Origin of the sequence: Microcystis sp. M20BS1 (assembly GCF_020245305.1) — a bacterium.
Lineage (GTDB): Bacteria > Cyanobacteriota > Cyanobacteriia > Cyanobacteriales > Microcystaceae > Microcystis > Microcystis ichthyoblabe_A.
Genome location: NZ_JADBUZ010000115.1, coordinates 1 through 22,294, shown reverse-complemented (window position 1 = coordinate 22,294; position 22,294 = coordinate 1). Strand labels below are relative to the sequence as shown.

At 42.2% G+C, this 22,294-nt stretch carries 23 protein-coding genes, 1 other RNA gene and 2 pseudogenes; 12 read left to right on the top strand and 14 right to left on the bottom strand.

The annotated features are described in order from the left end of the window. The 5 genes and pseudogenes from IM507_RS23515 to rsmH form a co-directional block, all read left to right on the top strand. A pseudogene (locus IM507_RS23515) lies at positions 1-916 on the top strand (GUN4 domain-containing protein); the annotation flags it as partial. Then, a complete protein-coding gene (locus IM507_RS23510) occupies positions 896-1,540 on the top strand; it encodes a GUN4 domain-containing protein (RefSeq protein WP_376697712.1) in 645 nt (214 codons plus the stop codon). The pseudogene IM507_RS23515 and the gene IM507_RS23510, both read left to right, overlap by 21 nt. 232 nt (positions 1,541-1,772) lie before the next feature. Beyond that, positions 1,773-1,982 (top strand): annotated as a pseudogene (locus tag IM507_RS23690) (hypothetical protein). Between the two features lie 35 nt (positions 1,983-2,017). Next, positions 2,018-3,529: a threonine ammonia-lyase, biosynthetic gene (gene ilvA, locus IM507_RS12420; RefSeq protein ID WP_002737080.1), complete on the top strand. Its 1,512-nt coding sequence runs from the start codon at positions 2,018-2,020 to the stop codon at positions 3,527-3,529. 252 nt (positions 3,530-3,781) lie between these two features. Next, positions 3,782-4,663, top strand: a complete 882-nt coding sequence (rsmH, locus tag IM507_RS12415) for a 16S rRNA (cytosine(1402)-N(4))-methyltransferase RsmH (RefSeq protein ID WP_002736211.1) — start codon at positions 3,782-3,784, stop codon at positions 4,661-4,663. Between the two features lie 115 nt (positions 4,664-4,778). On the opposite strand, the gene IM507_RS12410 is transcribed toward rsmH, so the two are convergent. From IM507_RS12410 to IM507_RS12375, 8 genes are all read right to left on the bottom strand, one after another. Further along, entirely contained in the window at positions 4,779-4,910 is a 132-nt protein-coding gene (locus IM507_RS12410; RefSeq protein WP_002735344.1) for a hypothetical protein, read from the bottom strand. 106 nt (positions 4,911-5,016) lie between these two features. Next, positions 5,017-5,760, bottom strand: a complete 744-nt coding sequence (locus IM507_RS12405) for a glycosyltransferase family 2 protein (protein ID WP_133158918.1) — start codon at positions 5,758-5,760, stop codon at positions 5,017-5,019. Positions 5,761-5,821: 61 nt separating this feature from the next. Next, positions 5,822-6,496 (bottom strand): class I SAM-dependent methyltransferase, encoded by a 675-nt coding sequence (locus IM507_RS12400; RefSeq protein ID WP_024968556.1) that lies wholly within the window; start codon positions 6,494-6,496, stop codon positions 5,822-5,824. A 48-nt stretch (positions 6,497-6,544) separates the two neighbouring features. Then, entirely contained in the window at positions 6,545-7,537 is a 993-nt protein-coding gene (locus IM507_RS12395; protein WP_287637104.1) for a glycosyltransferase, read from the bottom strand. A gap of 153 nt (positions 7,538-7,690) precedes the next feature. Then, positions 7,691-7,864, bottom strand: coding sequence for a hypothetical protein (locus tag IM507_RS12390; protein ID WP_287637103.1), 174 nt, complete (start codon positions 7,862-7,864; stop codon positions 7,691-7,693). After that, positions 7,861-9,027: a pyridoxal phosphate-dependent aminotransferase gene (locus tag IM507_RS12385; protein ID WP_123230046.1), complete on the bottom strand. Its 1,167-nt coding sequence runs from the start codon at positions 9,025-9,027 to the stop codon at positions 7,861-7,863. The genes IM507_RS12390 and IM507_RS12385 overlap by 4 nt, the downstream gene beginning before the upstream one ends. Before the next feature lie 9 nt (positions 9,028-9,036). Then, positions 9,037-9,427: a transfer-messenger RNA gene (gene ssrA, locus IM507_RS12380) on the bottom strand. Positions 9,428-9,695: 268 nt separating this feature from the next. Continuing rightward, positions 9,696-10,160, bottom strand: coding sequence for a hypothetical protein (locus IM507_RS12375; RefSeq protein ID WP_002735666.1), 465 nt, complete (start codon positions 10,158-10,160; stop codon positions 9,696-9,698). A 184-nt stretch (positions 10,161-10,344) separates the two neighbouring features. Here IM507_RS12375 and IM507_RS12370 point away from each other — a divergent pair, with 184 nt between their 5' ends. From IM507_RS12370 to IM507_RS12360, 3 genes are all read left to right on the top strand, one after another. Beyond that, positions 10,345-11,814 (top strand): TldD/PmbA family protein, encoded by a 1,470-nt coding sequence (locus tag IM507_RS12370; protein WP_046662865.1) that lies wholly within the window; start codon positions 10,345-10,347, stop codon positions 11,812-11,814. Positions 11,815-11,816: 2 nt separating this feature from the next. Then, positions 11,817-12,392 (top strand): DUF456 domain-containing protein, encoded by a 576-nt coding sequence (locus IM507_RS12365; RefSeq protein ID WP_287637102.1) that lies wholly within the window; start codon positions 11,817-11,819, stop codon positions 12,390-12,392. A 113-nt stretch (positions 12,393-12,505) separates the two neighbouring features. Then, positions 12,506-13,849, top strand: coding sequence for a TldD/PmbA family protein (locus tag IM507_RS12360; protein WP_287637101.1), 1,344 nt, complete (start codon positions 12,506-12,508; stop codon positions 13,847-13,849). A gap of 477 nt (positions 13,850-14,326) precedes the next feature. On the opposite strand, the gene IM507_RS12355 is transcribed toward IM507_RS12360, so the two are convergent. The 3 genes from IM507_RS12355 to IM507_RS12345 form a co-directional block, all read right to left on the bottom strand. Next, positions 14,327-14,764 (bottom strand): DUF29 domain-containing protein, encoded by a 438-nt coding sequence (locus IM507_RS12355; protein WP_002736768.1) that lies wholly within the window; start codon positions 14,762-14,764, stop codon positions 14,327-14,329. A 251-nt stretch (positions 14,765-15,015) separates the two neighbouring features. Beyond that, on the bottom strand, positions 15,016-15,282 hold the full coding sequence (locus tag IM507_RS12350; RefSeq protein WP_287637100.1) for a choice-of-anchor I domain-containing protein: 267 nt from the start codon (positions 15,280-15,282) through the stop codon (positions 15,016-15,018). 17 nt (positions 15,283-15,299) lie between these two features. After that, complete coding sequence (locus tag IM507_RS12345) at positions 15,300-15,767, bottom strand: choice-of-anchor I domain-containing protein (protein ID WP_242028757.1); 468 nt, start codon at positions 15,765-15,767, stop codon at positions 15,300-15,302. A gap of 157 nt (positions 15,768-15,924) precedes the next feature. On the opposite strand from IM507_RS12345, the gene cysE reads away from it, so the two are divergent. Together cysE and uvrA are read left to right on the top strand one after the other, a co-directional pair. After that, complete coding sequence (gene cysE, locus IM507_RS12340) at positions 15,925-16,698, top strand: serine O-acetyltransferase (RefSeq protein ID WP_002792459.1); 774 nt, start codon at positions 15,925-15,927, stop codon at positions 16,696-16,698. 97 nt (positions 16,699-16,795) lie between these two features. Then, positions 16,796-19,708 carry an excinuclease ABC subunit UvrA gene (uvrA, locus tag IM507_RS12335; RefSeq protein WP_069474691.1) on the top strand — a complete coding sequence of 971 codons (2,913 nt, stop codon included), beginning with the start codon at positions 16,796-16,798 and terminating at the stop codon, positions 19,706-19,708. Here uvrA and IM507_RS12330 read toward each other — a convergent pair. Both IM507_RS12330 and IM507_RS12325 read right to left on the bottom strand, forming a co-directional pair. Continuing rightward, positions 19,665-20,441 carry a class I SAM-dependent methyltransferase gene (locus IM507_RS12330; protein ID WP_002736800.1) on the bottom strand — a complete coding sequence of 259 codons (777 nt, stop codon included), beginning with the start codon at positions 20,439-20,441 and terminating at the stop codon, positions 19,665-19,667. The genes uvrA and IM507_RS12330 overlap by 44 nt on opposite strands. Then, a complete protein-coding gene (locus IM507_RS12325; RefSeq protein ID WP_271936414.1) occupies positions 20,434-20,691 on the bottom strand; it encodes a hypothetical protein in 258 nt (85 codons plus the stop codon). Before IM507_RS12325 ends, IM507_RS12330 begins: the two co-directional genes overlap by 8 nt. 275 nt (positions 20,692-20,966) lie before the next feature. On the opposite strand from IM507_RS12325, the gene IM507_RS12320 reads away from it, so the two are divergent. Beyond that, positions 20,967-21,263 (top strand): hypothetical protein, encoded by a 297-nt coding sequence (locus IM507_RS12320; RefSeq protein WP_002754297.1) that lies wholly within the window; start codon positions 20,967-20,969, stop codon positions 21,261-21,263. A gap of 6 nt (positions 21,264-21,269) precedes the next feature. Continuing rightward, positions 21,270-21,674 (top strand): type II toxin-antitoxin system VapC family toxin, encoded by a 405-nt coding sequence (locus IM507_RS12315; protein ID WP_016515662.1) that lies wholly within the window; start codon positions 21,270-21,272, stop codon positions 21,672-21,674. 402 nt (positions 21,675-22,076) lie between these two features. Here IM507_RS12315 and IM507_RS12310 read toward each other — a convergent pair. Beyond that, positions 22,077-22,294, bottom strand: a 218-nt coding sequence (locus IM507_RS12310; protein WP_002754301.1) for a hypothetical protein, incomplete at its 5' end; no start/stop codon positions are given.

The window sequence follows — 22,294 nt, the reverse complement described above, 5'->3', positions numbered from 1 at the left end:
TCTAGAATTTATTCATAGTAAACAAGTAATTCATCGCGACATTAAACCCGAAAATATTATTCGCAGAAAAAGCGATAATAAATTGATTTTAGTGGACTTTGGCGCAGCAAAATTTGTCAGTCCTTTAAATCGTTCCATGACAGGAACAATTATCGGTTCTGCTGAATATATTGCCCCAGAACAGGGAAATGGCAAGGCAGTTAATGCCAGTGATTTGTATAGTTTGGGTGTAACTTGCCTTTATTTATTAACTGGAATATCTCCCTTTGATTTATTCGATGGGGGGGAACACCAATGGGTATGGCGACAGTGGTTAGTTAATAATCCTGTTAGTAATGAGTTAGGGAATATTCTGGATAAATTAATCGAGTTCGGCACAAAAAAACGCTATCAATCCGCCTCGGAAGTGTTGTCAGCTTTGCAGATAAAAACATCAGTATCTATACCCCAGACAAATATTCAAAAACCCGTTAATCCCATTATTTCCGTTCCCCAAACTCCCCCATCTATTCAGCTTAAAAGTGCCAAAGGAATCGATTATCGGAACTTAGAGGATTTATTAAAACGGCAGCAATGGAAAGAAGCAGACGAGGAAACTGCGAACTTGGTGCGAAAAGTAACTAATCGTGTCAAAGACTGGTTAAGAGATGAAGATATACAGAAATTTCCCTGCGAGGATTTGCGAACTATTGACCAATTATGGGTTTATTACAGTAACGGAAAATTTGGCTTTTCTGTGCAGGGGCAAATCTATCGAGAAATCGGTGGCATGGAAGAATATAATGAAAGAAATTGGGATATTTTTGGCAGTTTGGTAGGCTGGCAAAAAAATAATAGTTGGAATTGGCAAGATATTAATTATAGTTTGCAAGCACCTCAAGGTCATTTGCCGCTAATACGCTACGGTTATAAGGGAGAAGGAAGTTATATTATCTATCATCTAACCTCAAGAATATTTATTTGTCAGACTTCTAGTCACCAGATTATTAATCAAAAACAACCTGTAGCAACAATTATTCAATCTCCCATTATTTCCGTTCCGCAAACTCCCCCATCTATCCAGCTTAAAAGCGCCAAAGGAATCGATTATCGGAACTTAGAAGATTTATTAAGACGGCAGCAATGGAAAGAAGCGGATATAATAACTTTTGAAACTATGCTGAGAATTTGTAACAGACATGGATTTTTAAGAGTTGAAGATATAGATATTTTTCCTTGTGAAGACTTACAAATAATTGATCAACTATGGTTAAATTATAGCCAAGAAAAATTTGGCTTTTCGATTCAAAAACAACTATTTGATCAGCTTAATAATGGTCAACAATATAATGATAAGCTCTGGGATGACTTCGGTTTGATTATAGGATGGCGAAAGGATAATAAAAACATTAGATACGACAGAGCTATTTTCGATATAAATGCACCTAGAGGACATCTACCATGCCGAATCTTTGATTTGTGGAATTGGGGAGGAGTTGGTGGTGGAACTGGGTCTTTATTTTATTCTCTCGCGTGGAGACTTGCAAAATGTAAAATCTAAAGTCCAGTCGGGTGCGTTAGGCAAGCATAAACCACCACCCTCCTATTCTGTAAAATAGGGATAACAAAACTGGCACAATTCTAGGAGAAGATATTTGCCGACCAAAAAACAGAAAGATACCGCTATCTTTATCTGTCAATTGCTTATCTTTTCTCTACCAACCGATATACCTATTCCGCTCACGATTCAGCTTATCAATAATAATCTAGAGAAATTTTAGGGTAAACTCCAAATGCTAGAAATTACCAAAAACTATGTATTAGACGAGGATCAAAAGCTGATTGCCGTTAAGATTCTCATTGCCGAATTTGAAAAAATTACATAAATCCTAGAGGATTACGGACTAGGAAAACTCATCGAAAAAGTTGAAAATGATCAAAGGATTCAGTATGATAGCTCTTTATTGCTAACTAGACCGACGATGATCTATTCTGGATCCTAGCCTGACTTGCCAATCCCCACCGCCAAAAAAGAATAATGTACTGCGATTACCTGGTTCAAATCCTCACCGCACGCGTCTATGATGTCGCCCAAGAAACCCCCTTGGAATTTGCCCCCAATCTCTCCCAACGCTTGCACAATCAGCTTTTACTCAAGCGTGAGGATATGCAGTCAGTTTTCTCTTTTAAACTGCGCGGCGCATACAACAAAATGGCGTATTTGTCAAGGGATTTGTTACAAAAAGGTGTAATTGCTGCCTCGGCGGGAAATCATGCTCAGGGAGTCGCTTTGGGAGCGCGGCAATTGGGAACCCAAGCGATTATCGTTATGCCTGTCACCACTCCCCAAGTCAAAATCGACGCGGTAAAAGCCCGGGGGGGGATTGTCGTCCTGCACGGTGACACCTACGATGATTCATACACCTACGCGCGGCAGTTAGAAGCGGAAAAAGGCTTAACTTTTATCCATCCCTTCGATGATCCGGAGGTAATCGCCGGCCAGGGTACGATCGGTATGGAAATTTTACGACAATATCAGCAACCGATCGAGGCCATTTTTGTCGCTATTGGTGGCGGTGGCTTAATATCAGGTATTGCCGCCTATGTCAAGCGTTTACGCCCAGAAATTAAAATTATCGGGGTGGAACCTGTGGACTCAGACGCGATGAATCAATCCCTAAAAGCCGGTTATCGGGTGCGTTTGTCGCAAGTGGGATTATTTGCCGACGGGGTGGCGGTGCGCGAGGTGGGAGAGGAGACTTTTCGTCTCTGTCAGCAGTATGTGGACGAGATTATCCTCGTGGATACGGATGATATCTGTGCCGCGATTAAGGATGTTTTTCAAGATACACGCTCGATTTTAGAACCTGCGGGGGCGTTAGCGGTAGCAGGAGCGAAAGCTTATGTAGAAAGAGAAGAAATTGAGGATAAAACCCTCGTTGCTGTGGCTTGTGGGGCGAATATGAACTTTGATCGTCTGCGGTTTGTGGCGGAAAGGGCAGAATTAGGGGAACGGCGCGAGGCGTTGTATGCTGTGACTATTCCCGAACAACCGGGCAGTTTACGGCGTTTTTGCGAATGTGTCGGCAAACGCAATTTAACCGAATTTAGTTATCGCATTGCCGATGAAAAAGAAGCGCATATTTTTGTCGGCGCCCAGATCGAAAATCGCAGCGATGCCAAGAAATTAGCCGAGAGTTTTGAAGCTTGTGGCTTTAAAACCCTCGATATTAGTGATGATGAATTGACTAAACTGCATCTGCGCCACATGGTGGGAGGGCGATCGCATTTAGCCGACCATGAATTATTTTATCGTTTCGAGTTTCCCGAACGACCGGGGGCTTTAATGAAATTTGTCGCCTCCATGAGTCCCCACTGGAATATCAGCGTTTTCCATTATCGCAATAACGGGGCCGATTACGGGCGCATCGTCGTGGGCATACAAGTCCCCCCCGATGAAATGAATCAATGGCAAGCTTTTCTCGATACTCTCGGCTATCGCTATTGGGATGAAAGTCAAAACCGGGCCTATCAGTTATTTTTAGGTTAGAGTTGGCTGAATAAATCTAAAAACCTTGTTGGATAAGGCTTTTAGACTTTTTTCCCCTCAAAAAGTGCTGACCATTGGAGTGATCGGGGGTAAAATTCAGGCACTTTTTCCCTGAAAATTAGGCAACTGACTACCTCAAAATCGGTAAAACCCTACACCCCACACCCCACACCCCACACCCTGCCCCCACCAACAAACTTTTTGCCGCAAACCCTAGGTTAAATCGCCATTTTTAGGAAGTTATCAGTACAGATGAATCAAGATTTTCCCCATATTTCCGTTTTGAGTCAAGAATTAATCGCCGGCTTAAATATTCAACCCGGGGGGCATTATCTCGATCTTACCCTAGGGGGTGGTGGACACAGCCGCTTGCTTTTAGAAGCTCATCCCGAAACGAAAGTAACCGCCATCGATCGCGATCAAAGCGCCCTAGAAGCCGCTAAAATTAGTCTTGCCCCCTATCTAGATAGCCGTTTAACCCTCTGGTGGGGGAACTTCGCCGATTATAAGGGACAAAATAGCAGTTTTGATGGCATTATCGCCGATTTAGGAGTCAGTTCTCCCCAATTCGATCAGAGCGAGCGCGGCTTTAGTTTTCGCCACACGGCAGCCTTAGATATGCGGATGGATCGCTGTCAATCCCTGACGGCAGCCGATATTATTAACCATTGGCAGGAAAAAGAATTAGCGGATCTTTTTTATCAATACGGAGAAGAACGTTTATCTCGTCCTATTGCTCGCTCGATCGTCCAAAAACGTCCTTTTACTACCACTACAGAATTAGCGGCTGTCATCGCTAGTTCTGTCCCCGCTAGTTACCGTTATGGACGTATTCATCCGGCAACGCGGGTTTTTCAATCCCTACGCATCGCTGTTAATCAAGAATTAGATTCTCTGCAAAAATTGTTAAATCAAGCCCCCCACTGGCTAAAATCCGGGGGAATTATCGCTATGATCAGTTTTCATAGTCTAGAAGATCGTCTGATCAAGTATGGCTTTCGCGAAGATAATTCCTTGAAAATTATCACGAAAAAGCCGATTATTCCCAGCCGAGAAGAACAGGCTAAAAATCCCCGTTCTCGTTCGGCTAAACTAAGAATAGCCCAAAAGATCGAATCAGAGGTTATCCTATAGCAGTTATCTTAATAGTGAGGTACAAACTATCTGGTTTTAGGGAGTCGTTATCTTGAGGAAAAAGGCTGTGGTAAAGTAAAAACCAAGAAAGAAAGCCAGTATTTATTCTTCAAAATCACTGACTAAAATAACGCAGTCCTTTTACCAATCTTTCTACTGCCGTTAAAGCTGTTTCTGGAGATAAAGTCTGCTTCAAAAGCTTGTCCCACAGGGTATCTAACTTCCGTTTTTGTAACAAATGACCCACTAATGAATATTTTCAGCACAATACCCAGGAAAGCCAGGGTGGAACTATCTCGATAGTCAGAGTCAATTATTCGAGATGCGTTGTCACTCATAAAACAACAAATAACCTAGTTATCTGTAGCTTGCCTATAAATAGGGATGATTTTCGATCGAACTGTATAGAGCCATCGATCGAGCCTTCTTTTTCGTCTAAACCATTGGGGATGGGCAATATAATGATAACAGCTATCAGGGTTTACGGTTTGTATTTGGTAGCCTAACCCTTGAACCTTTTTAGAAATGGCAATTTCAGATGCGATCGCTTCCCCATAGTTTTTGCCAAGTATAAACCCATCTATTTTTTCTAAAATGGAGCGAGATGTAAAAATAATAATTGATTGTAAGTGTTCGGCAGTTTCCCCTTCAGGGATTTTATGTTCCTCTAAAAAATGTCGGTAAAAATCAACTCTTTTAATGGGTTCACCATTCAGTAAATGATCCCGATTAATTTGATTATAACTAGATCGCACCAGTTCTTCCCAAGTACATTCCCAGTTTAAACTTTCTCCTAGAAGTCCTATTTGGGGAGATTGACAGAATCGATCAACAAAGGCTTTTAACCAGAGCGGACGGACAATAAAACAGTCATCTTGAAGAAATAAATAATAGTCATAAGGAGGCAAATGTCGCCAACCATAATCCCATGCACCTATGTTAAATCCTGTATTTTCTCGTATTAAATACTTGACTTTTTGGCTATCTAATTGAGGTAAATCAGGTATATTACCCAAACTGTTGGCATTACAGACGACCACGATATCGAAGAGACAACCCGACTCAATACGTTGAAGCTGTTTAAGTAAGTGGAGCAAAGGTTTAATACTCCGCTCACACCAGAATGAAATAATTACAAGGTTTTTCATGTTTCTGAACTTATTTCCTGCAAGCACAAATTAGATATTGAACCGTTAAAAATTCTTCTAAGAGATGATGATTTAAGCGATTTATACTTTTAAGCAACGAAGGACCGGAAAAGGATCTAGGTTTAATACAGGTCACTTTTAAATTTGCTTGTTCAAAAAGATTAATCATCGTCTTTTTGGTAAAAAATCGAAGATGAGTTCTATCGAGAATACCCATTTCTGTATAAGTCCAATTACCTTTAAACAGGAGATCCTTCATGACGTAGATATGTCTAATATTAGGGATACTTGCAATCATCACACCACTTGGATTTAGGAGATCAAGATGGGCTTTAATGATGTTCCAAGGACTTTTCAAATGTTCTAAAACATCGGGATACATTATGCAGTCGAAACGGTAATTTTCGATTTCCATCGGGATAGGAGTTCGATCCAGATCACAAACAATTAATTTTTCCCAACAACCCTGTCGTTTTGCTACTTCAATCGCCTCAGCGCTAAGATCAATTCCTATTACCTTACTGCCATATTTATCCACAATAGCTTTGCCAGTTTTACCAATACCACAACCCACCTCAAGAACACTTTTGGGAGTATAGGGTATTAACTCTATTAGGTCAAACCTAGTGCGAGAATTCAGAAAATATGGGTCTAAATTATGAGATATGTCTGGAGAGTTGGTCATGATAAACTATTTTTTACACGAAGGAGAAATAATCGATCGAGAATTGAATTATGCTTTTGACTTGCCAAGGTTGTTTATTTTGTGTTTAAATCTGTCGTATTTGAAAGCTAAATATCGCTGACTGAACAACCATCTTTTTTCAAATTGACTTAAAGCAGACCATTGGTCGTAGGTGGGAAAAGCCACATCTTTGAAAAAAGACATCCATTGATTTAAAGTGGTTTCAATTGTGTGTTCTTTCGCCCTCTCATAACCGTTTTCAACCATTTTTTGATAAAGTTCTGGAGAACTTTTCAGACGACAAACTGCTTCAATTGCCTCCTCTAGAGAGTGAATAATAATAAAATCTAACTCCGTCTTTCTTTCTGCTAAAAAGCCTAACTCTGGAGTCAAAAGAGCGGGAACACCCGCGTGCCAAGCATTAATTAGCTTAATAGAACCTTTATTAGGATAATTTCGAGAATCAAAACTACGCGCGGCTACAATCACATCTAGATTAGTATAATTGTTCCAGTGAAATCTATCCCAAATCGGCATCCAATGGCAATTGAGAGTAGCCAAAGACTCTGGCCATGCTTCCGACCTTAATTCCGGTGCCAACTGACCCCTGGTGCCAATGTAAGAAATATTCTCCACTAGGGTGTTCCGTTCCCTATCTCTGGGAACTAACCCTGGCATCGGCCAATGACTAATTAGATAGGGGTTCCAAATAGAGTCCTTAACCTTCTCCCAACTAGACGGATTATAAACAATGTGTAGGTGAGCCGAAGGGTGATATTCTTTGTCGCTTTTGACACAAATTAACATGACCTTATCTAGCAAAGGATAGTCATTATCTAGGGTATCTCGGTCGGCGATTAAAATTCCTTGCTCTGGGATTTCTCTGGCTATTTCACAGGGAAAGCCGGCTTGTTTAAGATGAAAGTAGGTTTGGGCTATCCAAGCCGTAAAATTGCTATGATCGCCTGTCCATAGAGTCTGGTCTTCCTTGATATTTTTTTGTCTGATTTCGCCAGGGGCATAAAAATAGATTGTTTGCATTTTTAGGCCAGAGCATTCCGCATCCCCTAGTCTAGATCAAAAGCGCTTTGCCGTCAATTGTCCCTCCAGAGGTCAGCAATTCTGATTATGGAAACCAGCCAGCCAAACCCCTAGTCTCAAGAAATACATTTGATCGCCTCCCAGGGTGGATAATTAGGAAACAATCCCTTGAGCTAGGGAAATAGTACCAGGCTTCGCTTTAAGTAATTGACCGACCACGGCAATAATCGGCGTTTGCACCCCATCCATGCGCGAAAGAAGGTTTTTCATCAGTTGTGGTAAAGTAAAAACCAAGAAAGAAAGCTGGTATTTATTCTTAAAAATCATTGACTAAAATAACGCAGTCCTTTTACCAATCTTTCTACTGCCGTTAAAGCCGTTTCTGGAGATAAAGCACCGTAGGCAAGACGCAAATAACAGCCTTCTGTTATCCCAAAAGTTGAACCGGGTAACACCGCCACCCGCTGCCGCTCGATTAAACTTTTAACTAACTGAAAATCATTCTTGTCTGTGGTAATTTTCAGGAAAAAATAAAAAGCACCTTCCGCAGTGGCAACATCACAGATATCGCCGATTGATTCTAAAGCATTCAGGCAAATTTCTCTAACTTGACTGATAGTTTTTAACTGTTCTAAAGGATAGCTTTTACCCACCTGTAACGCCCCTAGGGCCGCGTATTGCGAAACCACCGGCGGACAAATTAAAATAGTATCCTGAATCTTATTAATCGCCTCAGATAAATGTTCTGGTACTACCATATAACCAATGCGCCAACTGGCAAAACCGTAGGCTTTTGAGAGACTAAATAAGGAAATAGTCCAGGATTCACTACCAACAATTGCCGCCGGGGAAAAGTGGCGGGCATGGTTATAGGTAAAATACTCATAGGCCTCATCATGAATGTGATAGATGCCCTTTTTTTGACAGATTCGATTGACTTCTCTTAGGGTATTTTCTGGATAAACTACTCCCGTGGGATTATTAGGAGAAATCGTCACCACTGCCTTAGTTTTTGCCGTGATTGCCTCTTCAATGGCAGCCGGACGCAATTGATAATTTTTGTCTGTGGCGACCAAAATAACTTGACAATCAGCCATTTTTATGGCCATTTCATGATTGAAATAAAAGGGAGTGTTGAGAATAATTTCATCCCCCGGGGAAGTAATGGCTAAAATGGCATTCATAAAAGCCATATTACTGCCCGCCGTCACAAAAATTGCCTGTTTATCGCTGATTTCTATCCGATTATCTTCGGCTAGTTTTTCCCGAATTACTGTTAATAAGGGGGTAATTCCCGCCACAGATTGATATTGATGATTTTTGGGATTAGCTAAGAATAAAGATAGAGATTCGATCGCTTCCTGGGGTGGATAATAGGAAACAACCCCTTGACCGAGGGAAATAGTGCCGGGGTTCGCTTTAATTAATTGACCGACCACGGGAATAATCGGTGTTTGTACCCCGTCCATGCGGGAGAGAAGGTCTTTCATTAAACTAATCAGTGGAGCCGAGCAGAGTCGAACTGCTGTCCAAATTAGGTATTGACTGTCCGTTCATTCACAGGTTTAGTTTCGATTACCCTCGAAACGGGGACTGTCACTTATCCCGGACAGTGGGATGCTCTAGTTAAAGCTTAGACGGTTAACTAACTAGAGAAAGTTAAACGTGGCATCCGTTGGGGGTTTATCCATAGTCCTTAACGGAGTCAAACTATGAATGCTCGAGTCGATTAGAGACTATTAGGCAGCTACAGGAGCGGCTTTACGAGCGAAAGGAACGATGTTGTTCGCATTTACTTTTTGTTTGAGCCTTTGATTTACGAGAGGAGACTCACTCTCGACCTGTATCACGGGGGAGCTTTCGCTAACCTGTCGAAACCGTTACGGCCCCTTGTGCTTACATTCTGATTATAGCACATTTTTTGATTAAGCTAATTGTGGCTCAATTGGGATTTTTCCGAGCTTCCCAGTCTTCAGAGCCAGTCCAGATGGGAAAAAAGGTTTTTATCGCTGATTTTTGGGGAAATTATCCTATATTTGACCTCGATTAGTATCACCAGAGACTAAACAATTAATTGAGCAGCTATTGCTCCACTGCGATAACCTAAGTTCGGAATCAGGGAAAACGGCAAAATTTCCCTAATCCGAACTAAACTTGATTACAAAACCTTGTGGGTGTGAGAATGTTGTTTGACGTTATCCTCCGTCCGCACCACATGAACAGCATTCAAGATGCGTTTTTTCTCTAGGGAAAAGTTTAAATCGTCTTTTTGGCCGCCCAAGGGGATTAACCCTTGTAGGTGGGGTTGATTTTTATAGGTGCGAGTTGCAGCAATCGCCCTTTCGACAAAATTCTCGCATAATTGGGCATTATCGGGGAAATTACTGGGTATTTGAGGATTATCGTCCTGAAATACCTCTCCTAAACTCATAGCGCGGGCAAATTCGTAGGAAGTGGGAATTCCTTTGACAATTGCCTCTAGGGCTGCCGAGGGAATCGGTTCTAACACCGCCACTTTTTCTAATTCTCCCTCCTGTTTGAGAAAACAAATCGCTAAACCGAATACACAATAATCATCTTTTGTCAAGTCAGAAATGTTTAAGAATTGTGTCGCTGTGGCCATTATTTTAATCCTGAGTCGCTCTTTATTTAATCTTGCGGGCGATCAGCGATCGAATCAAGGTTTTTATTAAGAGATATGAAGGAGAAAAATTTAGCAGGGTTGGGCGGCGCTAACGCATCCCCAGACGGAAAAAACTGAGAACTGTTAGACTAGAAACCAGCAGATTAACTGATAAACGAGCTTTATGTCACCCACTCTACTCATCTCCAAAGAACTCCCCACCCTGAAATATAATCCTAGTCTGGAGCGCTTTGATAGCTCTTGGGCGGCTCCTTTGTCCACTCTTCTGGGACTGGGACGGGCTGCCGGGGCAACTTTTATCGAATTTTTCCTGGAAAGAGTCAACTATATCAGTTGTTTAGCCGAAGATGACAGCATCACCAGTCTCTCACCGAAACTATCTACAGGGGCAGGAATCCGCCTTTTTCGCGGTAAAGCCGATTGTTATGTCAGTACCAACGATTTAAGCTTCCAAGGCTTAAAAAATGCCCTAGAAAAAGGTTTATCGATTCTCGGTTTAAACCTACCCAGTCCTAACGCCTATATTCCCGAAATCAATCTGGAAATGTTCCGGGATTATGCCACGGTCAAAAACAAAGATATTTGGCTGAATAATTGCAGTTCTTTGGGAGAAATGGGTGATATTCTCCTAAATGCTAACGTTCAACTCAATCAGAAAGCCTCTCACGTCCAATCTCGTCGCGCCGCTTATTTTCGCGATTGGCAAGAAATTTTAGTGGCCGCTAGTGATGGCACTTTTGCCCGGGATATTCGCCTCACCCAATCGGTGGGCTATAATCTCCTCTGTGCCGATGGGACTAATCGTTCTAGCATTGGTAAACGGGTGGGTAGTACCAGTAATCCCGATTTTCTGCGGACGTGGAATGCCGAGGAATCGGCGGCAGAAGTGGCCGAATCGGCGGGTAAAATGCTTTACGCTGACTATGTAGAATCCGGCAGTTATCCCATCGTCATGGCCAATGAATTTGGCGGCGTTATCTTCCACGAAGCCTGCGGTCATTTGCTAGAAACTACGCAAATCGAACAAAAAACCACACCCTTTCTCGATAAAAAAGGCGAAAAAATCGCCCACGAAAACCTGACGGCTTGGGACGAAGGATTATCCGATAAAGCTTTCGGTACTATCGATATGGACGATGAGGGAATGCCGGCCCAGCGTACTCTCCTAATTGAAAATGGTATCCTAAAAAACTTCATTGCCGATCGCACCGGTTCAATTAAAACTGGCCATCCGCGCACGGGTAGCGGTCGCCGTCAAAACTACACCTATGCCGCCGCTAGTCGGATGCGGAATACCTACATCGCTCCCGGGGAATATACCCTCGATAATCTCTTTAATTCCATCGATAAAGGCATTTATTGCAAAAAAATGGGCGGTGGTAGTGTGGGGGCGACCGGGGAATTTAATTTCGCCGTCGAGGAGGCCTATCTTATCGAAAATGGCAACCTGACTAAACCCCTGAAAGGCGCGACTTTAATCGGTTCAGCTAAGGAGATTATGAATAAAATCTCTATGTGTTCCCAAGATTTAGGACTAGCGGCGGGTTTTTGCGGTTCCGTCAGTGGTAGCGTTTATGTCACCGTTGGTCAACCCCATTTAAAAGTCGATTCTATTACCGTTGGCGGTCGTTAATCATGGCTTTAGTGATTCTCTACTATTTCCTCATCGCCATCATGATAGTGGGGATAATTGGTGAACTGCTGCCCGCTATCCCCGGCATGAGTTTGATTTTAATCGCCATGGTGGTGTGGGGTTTTGTCACCAAATTCGCGGGGATGGGGGTCGCTTTAACCGTGGCCTTTGTTGTCCTTCTCCTCAGTATCGGGGTGGAATTCCTCGCTAGTTATCTCGGCGCCCAAAAAGTTGGGGCGAGCAATTGGAGCCAAATCGGGCTAGTAGTGGGCTTATTAGCGGGAATATTCGGGCTTTTACCGGCTTTACCCATTGGCGGCCCGATTATCGGCCTATTTGTCGGTCCTGTGGTCGGGGCTTTTGTCGGAGAATACGCCTATCGTCGCGATTTGGAATTAACCCCCCGTTTGCAACAATCCCTAAAAGTCTGTGTGGGTATCGTCGTCGGTACGGTTATCGGTCACGTTGCCAAAGCTATGCTGGCTACGGCTGCTGTTATCGTCTTTATTGTCACCACTTGGCCCAATCTCTCTTCAGTTATCAGTTATCAGTTTTCAGTTTTCAGTTTTCAGATTTGAGTTCTTTGTTTTTCAATTAATCAGCCATTTTTCTGATAAATATCACTTTTATCTAGCTGACTGCTGATGGCTGACCGCTCAATTCTACATTCATCTCATTTCTGACCAAATCTATGCCAAAAGTTGAAGATATCGCCCAAATCGCTAATTCTAGCGCCCAAGCTTTAGGAATTGCTAAATACGACATCTATGGTTCTTCTGTGGATGAAACCGATGTGGATGTGTTTCAAGGGGAACCGAAACAGGTACAAGCTTCCAATCGTTCCAGCGTTATCGTTCGCGTCTGGAATCGGGATAATCAAGTCGGTGTCACCTCGACCACCGATGTGGACCTGGTGGGACTGCAATTAGCCCTGAAAACCGCCCAAGAAGCCAGCTTTTTTGGCGTTAAGGAAAATGTCCCCGATTTTAGTCCCGCTGCCACCGCACCTACCACAGAAGTGGCCAGCGAAATGTCTAATCAAGCACCTGTATCCACTCTCGTCGATAAGTTATTAGCCGCCGAAAAATCCTTACTAGCAGCCCATCCAGCTATTGCCAGTGTTCCCTATAACGGTTTGGGACAACAGCAGGTCAGACGTTTTTATCTCAATAGCGACGGGGCAATGCGTCAGGAAGCGCGTAGTTATGCCAGTGTGTATTTATACACCAAAACCGAACAGGAAGGCAAAAAACCCCGCAGCGCTGGTGCTTTTCGGGTGAGTCCGGGACTGGAAAAATTAGATATCGATGGTTGCATCGAGGAAGCGATTACCAAAACTGTTAGCCATCTGGACTATCAACCGATTACCACGGGTAAATATTTGGTGGTTTTTGCCCCCCGCGCCTTTTTGAGTCTAATGGGAGCATTTTCTAATCTGTTTAATGCCCAAAATATCCTTGATAAACAGAGTCTTTCTACTCCTGAATCTTTGGGAACACAAATCGCCGCTACTGCCTTAAATTTGTGCGATGATGCCCTCCATCCCGCTAATGTTGCCGCAGAAACTTTTGATAGTGAAGGTACTCCCACCCATCGTGTGGAATTAATTAAAGAGGGGATTTTGAGTAATTTTCTCCATAGCACGATTACCGCTAAACGGATGAATACGGAACCAACTGGGAACGGTAACATTGGGGCAAAAGTAACGGTTAGTCCCCATTTTTATCACGTTTTTGCTAGTGCTAATCAACCAAAAAGCTATTCTTTGGAAACAGCAGAAAATGTGGTTTTAATTGATAGTTTACAGGCACTTCATGCGGGAGTTAATTCTCTACAAGGTTCCTTCTCTTTGCCCTTTGATGGTTGGTTAGTGAACAAAAATGAGCGCATCAGCATCGATTCCGCTACCGTAGCCGGGGATATTTTAACACTGCTGAAATCGATTGTTTATCTGGAACTGGAAGCAGTTATTACTCCCAGTGGTGTTTGTCCCTACGTTTGGGTAGAGGGTTTATCAATCACAGGAGAAGCTTAACACTATACCGTACCAAAAATAGGGGGTATTAACCAGGGTAATACCCCCGCAAGATGGATGTTAATTTTATAGTCGTGGGTAAGCTGTTGACTATGCAAATTATACTAAATCTGGTTATTAAAAACTGATTATTTATTCCCCTTTTTGTCTTTTGCATGAGTAGAAAACGGGTTTCTCGGAGAAACCCGTTTTCTGTGAGTTACTCAACGGATTTAGTATAAATCTGGTTATTAAAAACTGATTAGGGTTTGCGGCAAAAAGTACGGGCGAAGCATTCGGATAGAAAATCTACGGTTTCACCGATAGGTTATTGCCCGAATGCTTCGCCCCTACAGGACGCGGGCCGATGAAGACCCAAGGTTTTGAAGCACGATTCTCTCAAAATCTTGCACCTGTGAGAGCAAAACAGGACACTAAAACCCTTATCTCGTCTATATTTCACATTTATTCAGCTTTAGTATTACTCCTAATTAAGAACTATTTTTCCGCTGGGGGAAACCAATTATCATCTAATGTTTGTTCGAGGGATATATGAGCGTCTGAATTAAGGGAAAAAAGCTGAGAAACCGATTTAATCGCCACTGGATAAACTTTATCATACATGGCTGCTAATTCTGGCCGTAAGCTGGGACTATCTTCTAAACGCTGCTGAATTTGGGCGCGAAAATTGACTATTGCTGCCGCCCAATGATTACCTGACCGTTTTTTTTCTTCTTGCCAATAAGCCAGCTTTAAAAGATGTTCGATAAGACGGGTTAACAGACTCATTAAAGCTCGTCTATCACTTTTCCCCATACTCTCGATTTCTTCAATTAAATTATCCCAATCCACTTGCTCAAAATTGCGCTCTTGTAAATGTTTTACCGTCTCTTTTAGCCATTGATTATAATCAGTTTCGTAGGCAGTTGACGACATAATTTAACTCTCCATAGAAAATTACTTAAATGGCTTTCTATCTAGGGCTGGCTGAATATATCTAAACACCTTTTTGGCTAAGACTTTTAGACTTTTTTTCTCAAAAAGTATATCAGATCTGGGAGTGATCGGGGGAAAAATTAAGGTACTTTTTCCCTGAAAATTAGCTAATTGACCCCGGCGGTTCGACAGGCTCACCGCTGAAGCCCACACCCCACACCCCACGAAAAACTTTTTGCCGCAAACCCTAATTAGCAATACCCTCTTTTTTTCAAACTATAACCAGCTAATCCGAGGTTTAGCAATCCTAAAACTGCGCTAGGTTCGGGTACGGGTTCAACGGAATAAATCGCCAGATTACGACTCACTTCATTGGCCACAATTAACAGGGGAGTACCATTGGGACTATCGGCAGCGGGAATGAATAATAATCCTTCGGGAGAGATATCGCCTAATTGCCAATCGTTGATATAATCAACAAAGAAAGGATGACTAGGGCTGGTGATATCATAAACCATGAAACCGCCAGCCCTTTCTATTCCCACAAAAGTATAGGGACGATATTATTTTCCTGTAGAGACACCCATGCAGTGGTTCCATTGTCGGAAACGGTGATGTATTCTGGTTCCACATCTTGGGAAACCGTTTGACTGGGGAAAATACGAACTCCCTGACTTCTTAAAGTGTTCTTTTGACCATTAAAACCGGTAAAGGTGGCAGTGTTGACCGTGGCATTGAGAACACTGATGCTAAGGTCAATAATACTAACGGAACTATTGGGATTGATCCCTCCTTTCGCTTCCCCTTCATTAGCGACCAAAACCCGATTACCGTCAGGAGTGAAGGTTAACATATCTGGTAAAGTGCCCACAGTCACCTGACTCTCAAAGACACCATTAGTATTGAAAAAAACCACACTGCCCTTATTGGTAATCTGACTAGCTTCCATGGCCACGATACCATTTTTGATGGCAACGCTGTTAACCCCTTTTTTCAGTCCCAAGTTAAAGGAAGATTAAACAAGAGAGAAATTAAGAATATCTTCAAAATTTGGACAAGGGTAGTACAAGCAAACTAAGAAAACGGGTTATTCGATCGCTTTTTAGTTGAACGGCTCATTTACCGGAGTGATAACATGGATTAGTATAAGCTCGATCAATATGGAATCAAGACTCGTGTTATCTATTCTCCTAGCCGATTTCAAGATCATTTTTGAACGTGACCCCGCTGCCCGCAACTGGTTAGAGGTAATGTTTTGTTATCCTGGATTACAGGCTTTACTGTGCCATCGCTTCGCCCATTGGCTATATCACATCGGGATTCCCTTTATTCCCCGTTTAATTTCCCATCTTGCCCGTTTTCTGACTGGTATTGAAATTCACCCCGGCGCCCAAATTGGTCAGGGTGTTTTTATCGACCATGGCATGGGAGTGGTCATCGGAGAAACCGCCATTGTCGGTGATTATGCCCTCATTTACCAAGGAGTTACCTTAGGAGGGACGGGGAAAGAAAGCGGTAAACGTCACCCGACTCTAGGGGAAAATGTGGTGGTCGGCGCTGGGGCTAAGGTTTTAGGTAATATTTATCTGGGTAATAACGTTCGCGTCGGTGCTGGTTCTGTGGTTCTGCGGGATATTCCCGCCGATTGTACCGTTGTTGGTGTACCCGGTCGTTTAATCTATCGCGCTGGGACGCGGGTGGAACCCCTCGAACACGGTGATTTACTCGACTCGGAAGCGGTGGCTATTCGCGCTTTGGTGGACCGTATTGAACAACTGGAAAAACAAGTGTACGAATTGCGCCTAGAACGGTCAAAAGAACCAGATTATCGGATTAATTGCCCAGTTTTAGCCCATTTAGAAGAAGAAGCCAGTCATAGCTGTTGCCCGGCAGCTGATCGGGATATGCGCGAGTTTCTCGAAAGAGCGGTTTAACCCCGATAATCTTCTGATATGATAGAAGACTGGTTTTTTAGTAGCTGAAACCCATTCGTCAAGGCTATGATTGTTTAGGACTACTTGGCACCGTCCGATGGCTCAAACTGACTCAATCCGTATTCGTGGCGCCCGACAACACAATCTCAAAAATGTTGATCTCGAATTACCCCGCAATCAGTTGATTGTTTTTACGGGAGTTTCGGGATCGGGCAAATCTTCCCTCGCTTTCGACACTATTTTTGCCGAGGGACAGCGCCGCTATGTGGAATCCCTCAGCGCCTACGCGCGTCAATTTTTGGGACAATTGGATAAACCCGATGTGGATGCGATCGAGGGTTTAAGTCCGGCTATTTCCATTGACCAAAAATCCACTTCCCACAATCCCCGTTCTAGTGTGGGAACTGTAACGGAAATTTACGATTACTTGCGTTTATTGTTCGGTCGTGCCGGTGAACCCCATTGTCCCCATTGCGATCGCAATATTGCCCCCCAAACCATCGATCAAATGTGCGATCGAGTGATGGAATTAGCCGATAAAACCCGATTTCAAATCTTAGCTCCAGTAATTCGCGGCAAAAAAGGCACCCATAAGCAATTAATCTCTAGTTTGGCCTCCCAAGGCTTTGCCCGGGTGCGGATTGACGGCAAGGTAGTAGAATTATCCGAGGGCATCGAGTTAGATAAAAAACATCTTCATGATATCGAAATTGTTATAGATCGCCTGATCAAAAAAGAGGGTTTACAGGAAAGATTAGTGGATTCTTTAACCACTTGTTTAAAGCACTCCGACGGTGTAGCGATTGTGGAAATTCTCGATGAGAATAACGAAGATAATCCCGAAGTTACCAAAGAAATTGTCTTTTCTGAAAAATTTGCCTGTCCCGAACACGGGGCAGTTATGGAGGAATTATCCCCCCGTTTATTCTCTTTTAATTCTCCCTATGGTGCTTGTCCCAACTGTCACGGATTGGGCAGTTTACGGAAATTTTCGGCAGATTTAGTCATTCCAGACCCAAAACAGCCGGTTTATTCTGCTATTGCCCCCTGGTCAGATAAGGATAATTCCTACTATCTTTCTCTCCTCTACGGTTTAGGGCAAGCTTTAGGTTTTGAAATTCAAACTCCTTGGCAGAAACTAACAAAAACCCAGCAGGATATCATTCTCTATGGGAGTAAAGAACCGATCTATTTTGAAGATGATTACCGTTACGATACTGGTCGCGGTTACTATCGAGAATTTGCCGGAGTTATCAATATCTTAGATAGGAATTATCAAGAAACCACCTCGGAAGTTATTAAACAAAGACTAGAAAAATATATTGTTAACCAAACCTGTGAAGTTTGTCACGGAAAAAGATTAAAACCGGAAGCTTTATCGGTACGTTTAGGAGAATATACGGTCACGGATTTTACCGGAGTTCCCATCCGGGATTGTTTGCAGAGAATTAATGATTGTCATTTAACCCCAAGACAAGCATTGATTGGAGAATTGGCCCTGAAAGAAATCAAAGCGAGACTACAATTTTTAATCGATGTGGGATTAGATTATCTTACCCTCGATCGACCAGCGATGACCTTATCTGGGGGAGAATCCCAACGAATTCGATTAGCCACTCAAATCGGTTCAGGATTAACAGGAGTATTATACGTTCTCGATGAACCTAGCATCGGATTACACCAAAGAGATAATAGTAAACTGTTAGAAACCCTGCAAAGATTGCGAGATTTAGGTAATACTTTAATCGTCGTCGAACACGATGAAGAAACGATTCGGGCAGCTGATTATTTGGTCGATATCGGTCCAAAAGCGGGCATTCATGGCGGAGAAATCATCTGTCAAGGCAGTTTTAAAAGTCTTTTAAAGTCGAAAAAATCGATAACAGGAGCCTACCTATCGGGACGCAAAGTTATTGAAACTCCTCCCCAAAGAAGAGTGGGAAATGGTAACGCTTTAGTTTTAAAAAATTGCCATCAGAATAACCTAAGAAATATTGATGTAACGATTCCTTTAGGAAAATTAGTCTCGATTACGGGGGTATCTGGTTCAGGCAAATCTACCCTAATTAATGAGTTATTATATCCGGCTTTACAACATCATTTAACCCGTTTAACTCCCTTCCCCAAAGAGTTAGATAAAGTGGAAGGATTGGACGCGGTTGATAAAGTAATTGTCATCGACCAATCACCGATAGGACGCACTCCTCGGTCAAATCCTGCCACCTATACGGGGGTTTTTGACATTATTCGCGAGATTTTCACCGAAACCATCGAAGCAAAAGCTAGGGGTTACAAAGCGGGGCAGTTTTCTTTTAATGTTAAGGGAGGACGCTGTGAAGCTTGCCTAGGCCAAGGGGTAAACGTCATCGAGATGAATTTTCTCCCCGATGTCTATGTGCAGTGTGATGTGTGTAAAGGGGCGCGTTATAATCGGGAAACCCTACAGGTTAAGTATAAAGGTTATTCGATCGCCGATGTCTTAGATATGACGATCGAGGAAGCATTAAAAGTCTTTGAAAATGTCCCCCGGGCCACCACCAGATTACAAACTCTCGTGGATGTGGGTTTAGGATACTGTAAACTTGGCCAAAGCGCTCCCACTTTATCCGGTGGGGAAGCACAAAGGGTAAAATTAGCGGCCGAATTATCCCGACGGGCCACCGGAAAAACCCTATATTTGATTGATGAACCGACTACGGGTTTATCTTTTTATGATGTGCATCATCTCTTAGATGTGTTACAAAGATTGGTCGATAAAGGTAATTCGATTATCGTCATCGAACATAATCTCGACGTGATTCGCTGTAGCGATTGGATTATTGATTTGGGACCGGAAGGAGGGGACAAGGGAGGAGAATTAATCGCGGTGGGAACACCGGAAACCGTGGCTAAATGTGAAAGATCCTACACTGGTCATTATCTTGCCCAAGCATTACTTCAATATCCCCCAAAAAAGCGGGATAATATTAGGGAAGAACACAGAGATAATAAAGCCAATGATCAAGATTAGTATTTAACTCTTGTTCGCTGTTAATTTCCTGACCGGTTTTCCAAGAATAAATTTTAATCTCTTGAAAGTAAGACCCTAACTGTCTTAATTGTTCTTTGGGTGTGGCGTAATAATTTTGGAGACGAAAATTATGGGGTTCATCCCGAATAATTGCATAGTCAGCAGTCAATAACTGTTCGTAGCTAAGAGAGGGATTACAGACCCGCAAAATCACCCAGATGACTAAATTGACATAGCTACTAAAAGGATTGAAACTAATCTTTTTTTTCCAATCGAATTCTGGGATAATTCCCTGAAGATTATGACTAGAAAAACAAAAATAACCGCCCGCTTTACCGATGCGGCTAATTTCCTCTAAAACTAGAAAACGGTCAGCAGGGGAAATATAATCAATGCCATTAAAACTAAAGAGAATAAAATCAAAATAATTATCCGCAAATTGTTCTAGATTTCTAGCATCGGCCACTTGCCAGACTAAATGGGGGAATTTTTGACGACAAGCGGCGATCATTTCCGCAGAATAATCAACCCCGATATATTCTCCCACAAGAGGGGCAAAATACTTCGTAGTCCGTCCCGCACCTACCCCTAAATCAAGCATTTTCATGGTTGATAAACGCTCTTGCAGCAGGGTTAAAATTGTCTTTTCTGCCGGCTGTAGTGCGGTTAATTGGGCATAATAACCGACAATACTAGGGTCTCTATAGGTTTGATGATTTTTGTCCTTAATCATTCTCGATCGCTCTTTCCTCATAATCTGGCTGTTTTTCTCTTACTAATAATTCACCTTCCCAACCGCCAATTACTTCTTCAAAAAAGCCTTCTTGCCATTGGCTAAATGTAGTTTTTTCTTCTTGTTCTTTTAGAGATATTGGCTGATAAACTAAGGTAACTTCTAAATCTGTGTTTTTAAGTTCATGCGGTAAAGATATTTGTAATGTTCCATCTTCTCCTACATGGGTTTTAAAACTAATTGTTTTCATGGTTTCGGCTCAGGTTACTACTATCTTATGATAGTGTAATATGTCCTCGCCTGACAAGGTGCGTCTCCTGCGGTCTTTTAACCATAAAGACATCTTCACCCCAAACAGATTCGACATCGCAGAAACCACCATCCGATGAGAATGGTGATACATCCCACCCAAGACACCGTTACAGGGATCTATTCGAGATCGAACTCACGATGTTGCATAACCACGAGAAACTTGATATATTGGCAGTTGATAAATATTATTGAAAATTTACTGGAGACATAAATATGTTATCAACTGATGTTAGACAAAAATCAATGATTAAGAGAATTGAGCAAGTTGTTTCTATTTTAATGGAAGACCGCCCTTTCTTTAAAGAGGAACTTAATTATTCAGAAATAGTGAAACATTTGGTTGAATTATTTGAAAAAAATTTACCTTTTGATGAATTTAACACTATGTCAGAGGCGGAATTGAAAGAGCATTGTAGCTTTATTATGTCCACAGAAATCCTGTCAAAAATTGGCGGCGATTTTACTCCTGAACAAATGGCTATTTTCGATGAAGCAATTAAGCGTAAATAGATAATTATGAGTTATTTGTTAGATACTAATATCGTCTCTTTGATCATTAAGCGTAATCTTGAAATTTATCAAAAAATTGAAGATGTCAAAGCTCAAAGAAAAAGTATCTTTATCAGTTGCATTACTTATTTTGAAATTAAGAGGGGATTTTTGGCAGTTGCTGCACCTAAACAAAGAGAAAGATTTAACCAACTTTGTCAGGATTATCAAATTATTTTATTAGATGATTTAGCTATTTTAGAAAAAGCAGCCGAAATTCATGCTCATCTTAGATTAAGAGGATTACCCATACAAACAGAAGATATTTTAATTGCTGCTACTGCTATAGTTAAAAGTTTAATTGTTGTTTCTAATGACAGTGATTTATTGAGGGTTGAAGGATTAAGTTTAGAGAATTGGGTAGAGTTATAAATTGAACACAATCTTTAAGTCATCCGACATATTTTAACAGCTTGAGTCAGTAAAGGGGTGCGTTACACTATGTTAACGCACCCTACGAGATCGGCGATCGCACTTCTAGGCAGCGAGTCGCAGGTTCGAGTCCTGCCGCACCCGCTTCTGAATTGTCGTTTAACTGAGATATTGTAAGTGATCAGAACAAATATAAAGATAAGGAGTCCATATATAGTGCGCCTAATTGATTTGTGAACGGGTAGGCTCTAGAAGTCAAGTGTAGCAAGACGGCAAACGGAGGGTTTTTACATTTCATTTAGGTGCGCTATATCATGGCAACAACGAAAGAAAATTACTATTTTCTTCATAACTTACTAGCAGCAGGAAAGTGGGAGGAAGCCTGAGAGGGGGACAAGCGAGCTAGAAGGTAGATAGGGCAAGCGATATCGCTCTTTGTCCTTTGATGTAATCCTTCAACCGATAGCGGCTAATTTGCCTTAGCTCTTCTATATTTTTTTGGAACATTTGATGTAGCTGGAGCCAATGATAGAGATGTTGACCCACATAAAAACTGCTGTGTCTGCGTTGACCTTTATATCTTTTTTCAGGTCTTGTAACATATTTTTGGATTCCCATAT

Bases quoted from the DNA above. Each gene is read 5' to 3' on its own strand.
- ilvA (WP_002737080.1), top strand. From the start codon at position 2,018: ATGTACTGCGATTACCTGGTTCAAATCCTCACCGCACGCGTCTATGAT.
- rsmH (WP_002736211.1), top strand. From the start codon at position 3,782: ATGAATCAAGATTTTCCCCATATTTCCGTTTTGAGTCAAGAATTAATC.
- IM507_RS12400 (WP_024968556.1), bottom strand. From the start codon at position 6,496: ATGACCAACTCTCCAGACATATCTCATAATTTAGACCCATATTTTCTG.
- IM507_RS12395 (WP_287637104.1), bottom strand. From the start codon at position 7,537: ATGCAAACAATCTATTTTTATGCCCCTGGCGAAATCAGACAAAAAAAT.
- IM507_RS12390 (WP_287637103.1), bottom strand. From the start codon at position 7,864: ATGATTTTTAAGAATAAATACCAGCTTTCTTTCTTGGTTTTTACTTTA.
- IM507_RS12385 (WP_123230046.1), bottom strand. From the start codon at position 9,027: ATGAAAGACCTTCTCTCCCGCATGGACGGGGTACAAACACCGATTATT.
- IM507_RS12375 (WP_002735666.1), bottom strand. From the start codon at position 10,160: ATGGCCACAGCGACACAATTCTTAAACATTTCTGACTTGACAAAAGAT.
- IM507_RS12370 (WP_046662865.1), top strand. From the start codon at position 10,345: ATGTCACCCACTCTACTCATCTCCAAAGAACTCCCCACCCTGAAATAT.
- IM507_RS12365 (WP_287637102.1), top strand. From the start codon at position 11,817: ATGGCTTTAGTGATTCTCTACTATTTCCTCATCGCCATCATGATAGTG.
- IM507_RS12360 (WP_287637101.1), top strand. From the start codon at position 12,506: ATGCCAAAAGTTGAAGATATCGCCCAAATCGCTAATTCTAGCGCCCAA.
- IM507_RS12355 (WP_002736768.1), bottom strand. From the start codon at position 14,764: ATGTCGTCAACTGCCTACGAAACTGATTATAATCAATGGCTAAAAGAG.
- IM507_RS12350 (WP_287637100.1), bottom strand. From the start codon at position 15,282: ATGGTTTATGATATCACCAGCCCTAGTCATCCTTTCTTTGTTGATTAT.
- cysE (WP_002792459.1), top strand. From the start codon at position 15,925: ATGGAATCAAGACTCGTGTTATCTATTCTCCTAGCCGATTTCAAGATC.
- uvrA (WP_069474691.1), top strand. From the start codon at position 16,796: ATGGCTCAAACTGACTCAATCCGTATTCGTGGCGCCCGACAACACAAT.
- IM507_RS12330 (WP_002736800.1), bottom strand. From the start codon at position 20,441: ATGATTAAGGACAAAAATCATCAAACCTATAGAGACCCTAGTATTGTC.
- IM507_RS12325 (WP_271936414.1), bottom strand. From the start codon at position 20,691: ATGAAAACAATTAGTTTTAAAACCCATGTAGGAGAAGATGGAACATTA.
- IM507_RS12320 (WP_002754297.1), top strand. From the start codon at position 20,967: ATGTTATCAACTGATGTTAGACAAAAATCAATGATTAAGAGAATTGAG.
- IM507_RS12315 (WP_016515662.1), top strand. From the start codon at position 21,270: ATGAGTTATTTGTTAGATACTAATATCGTCTCTTTGATCATTAAGCGT.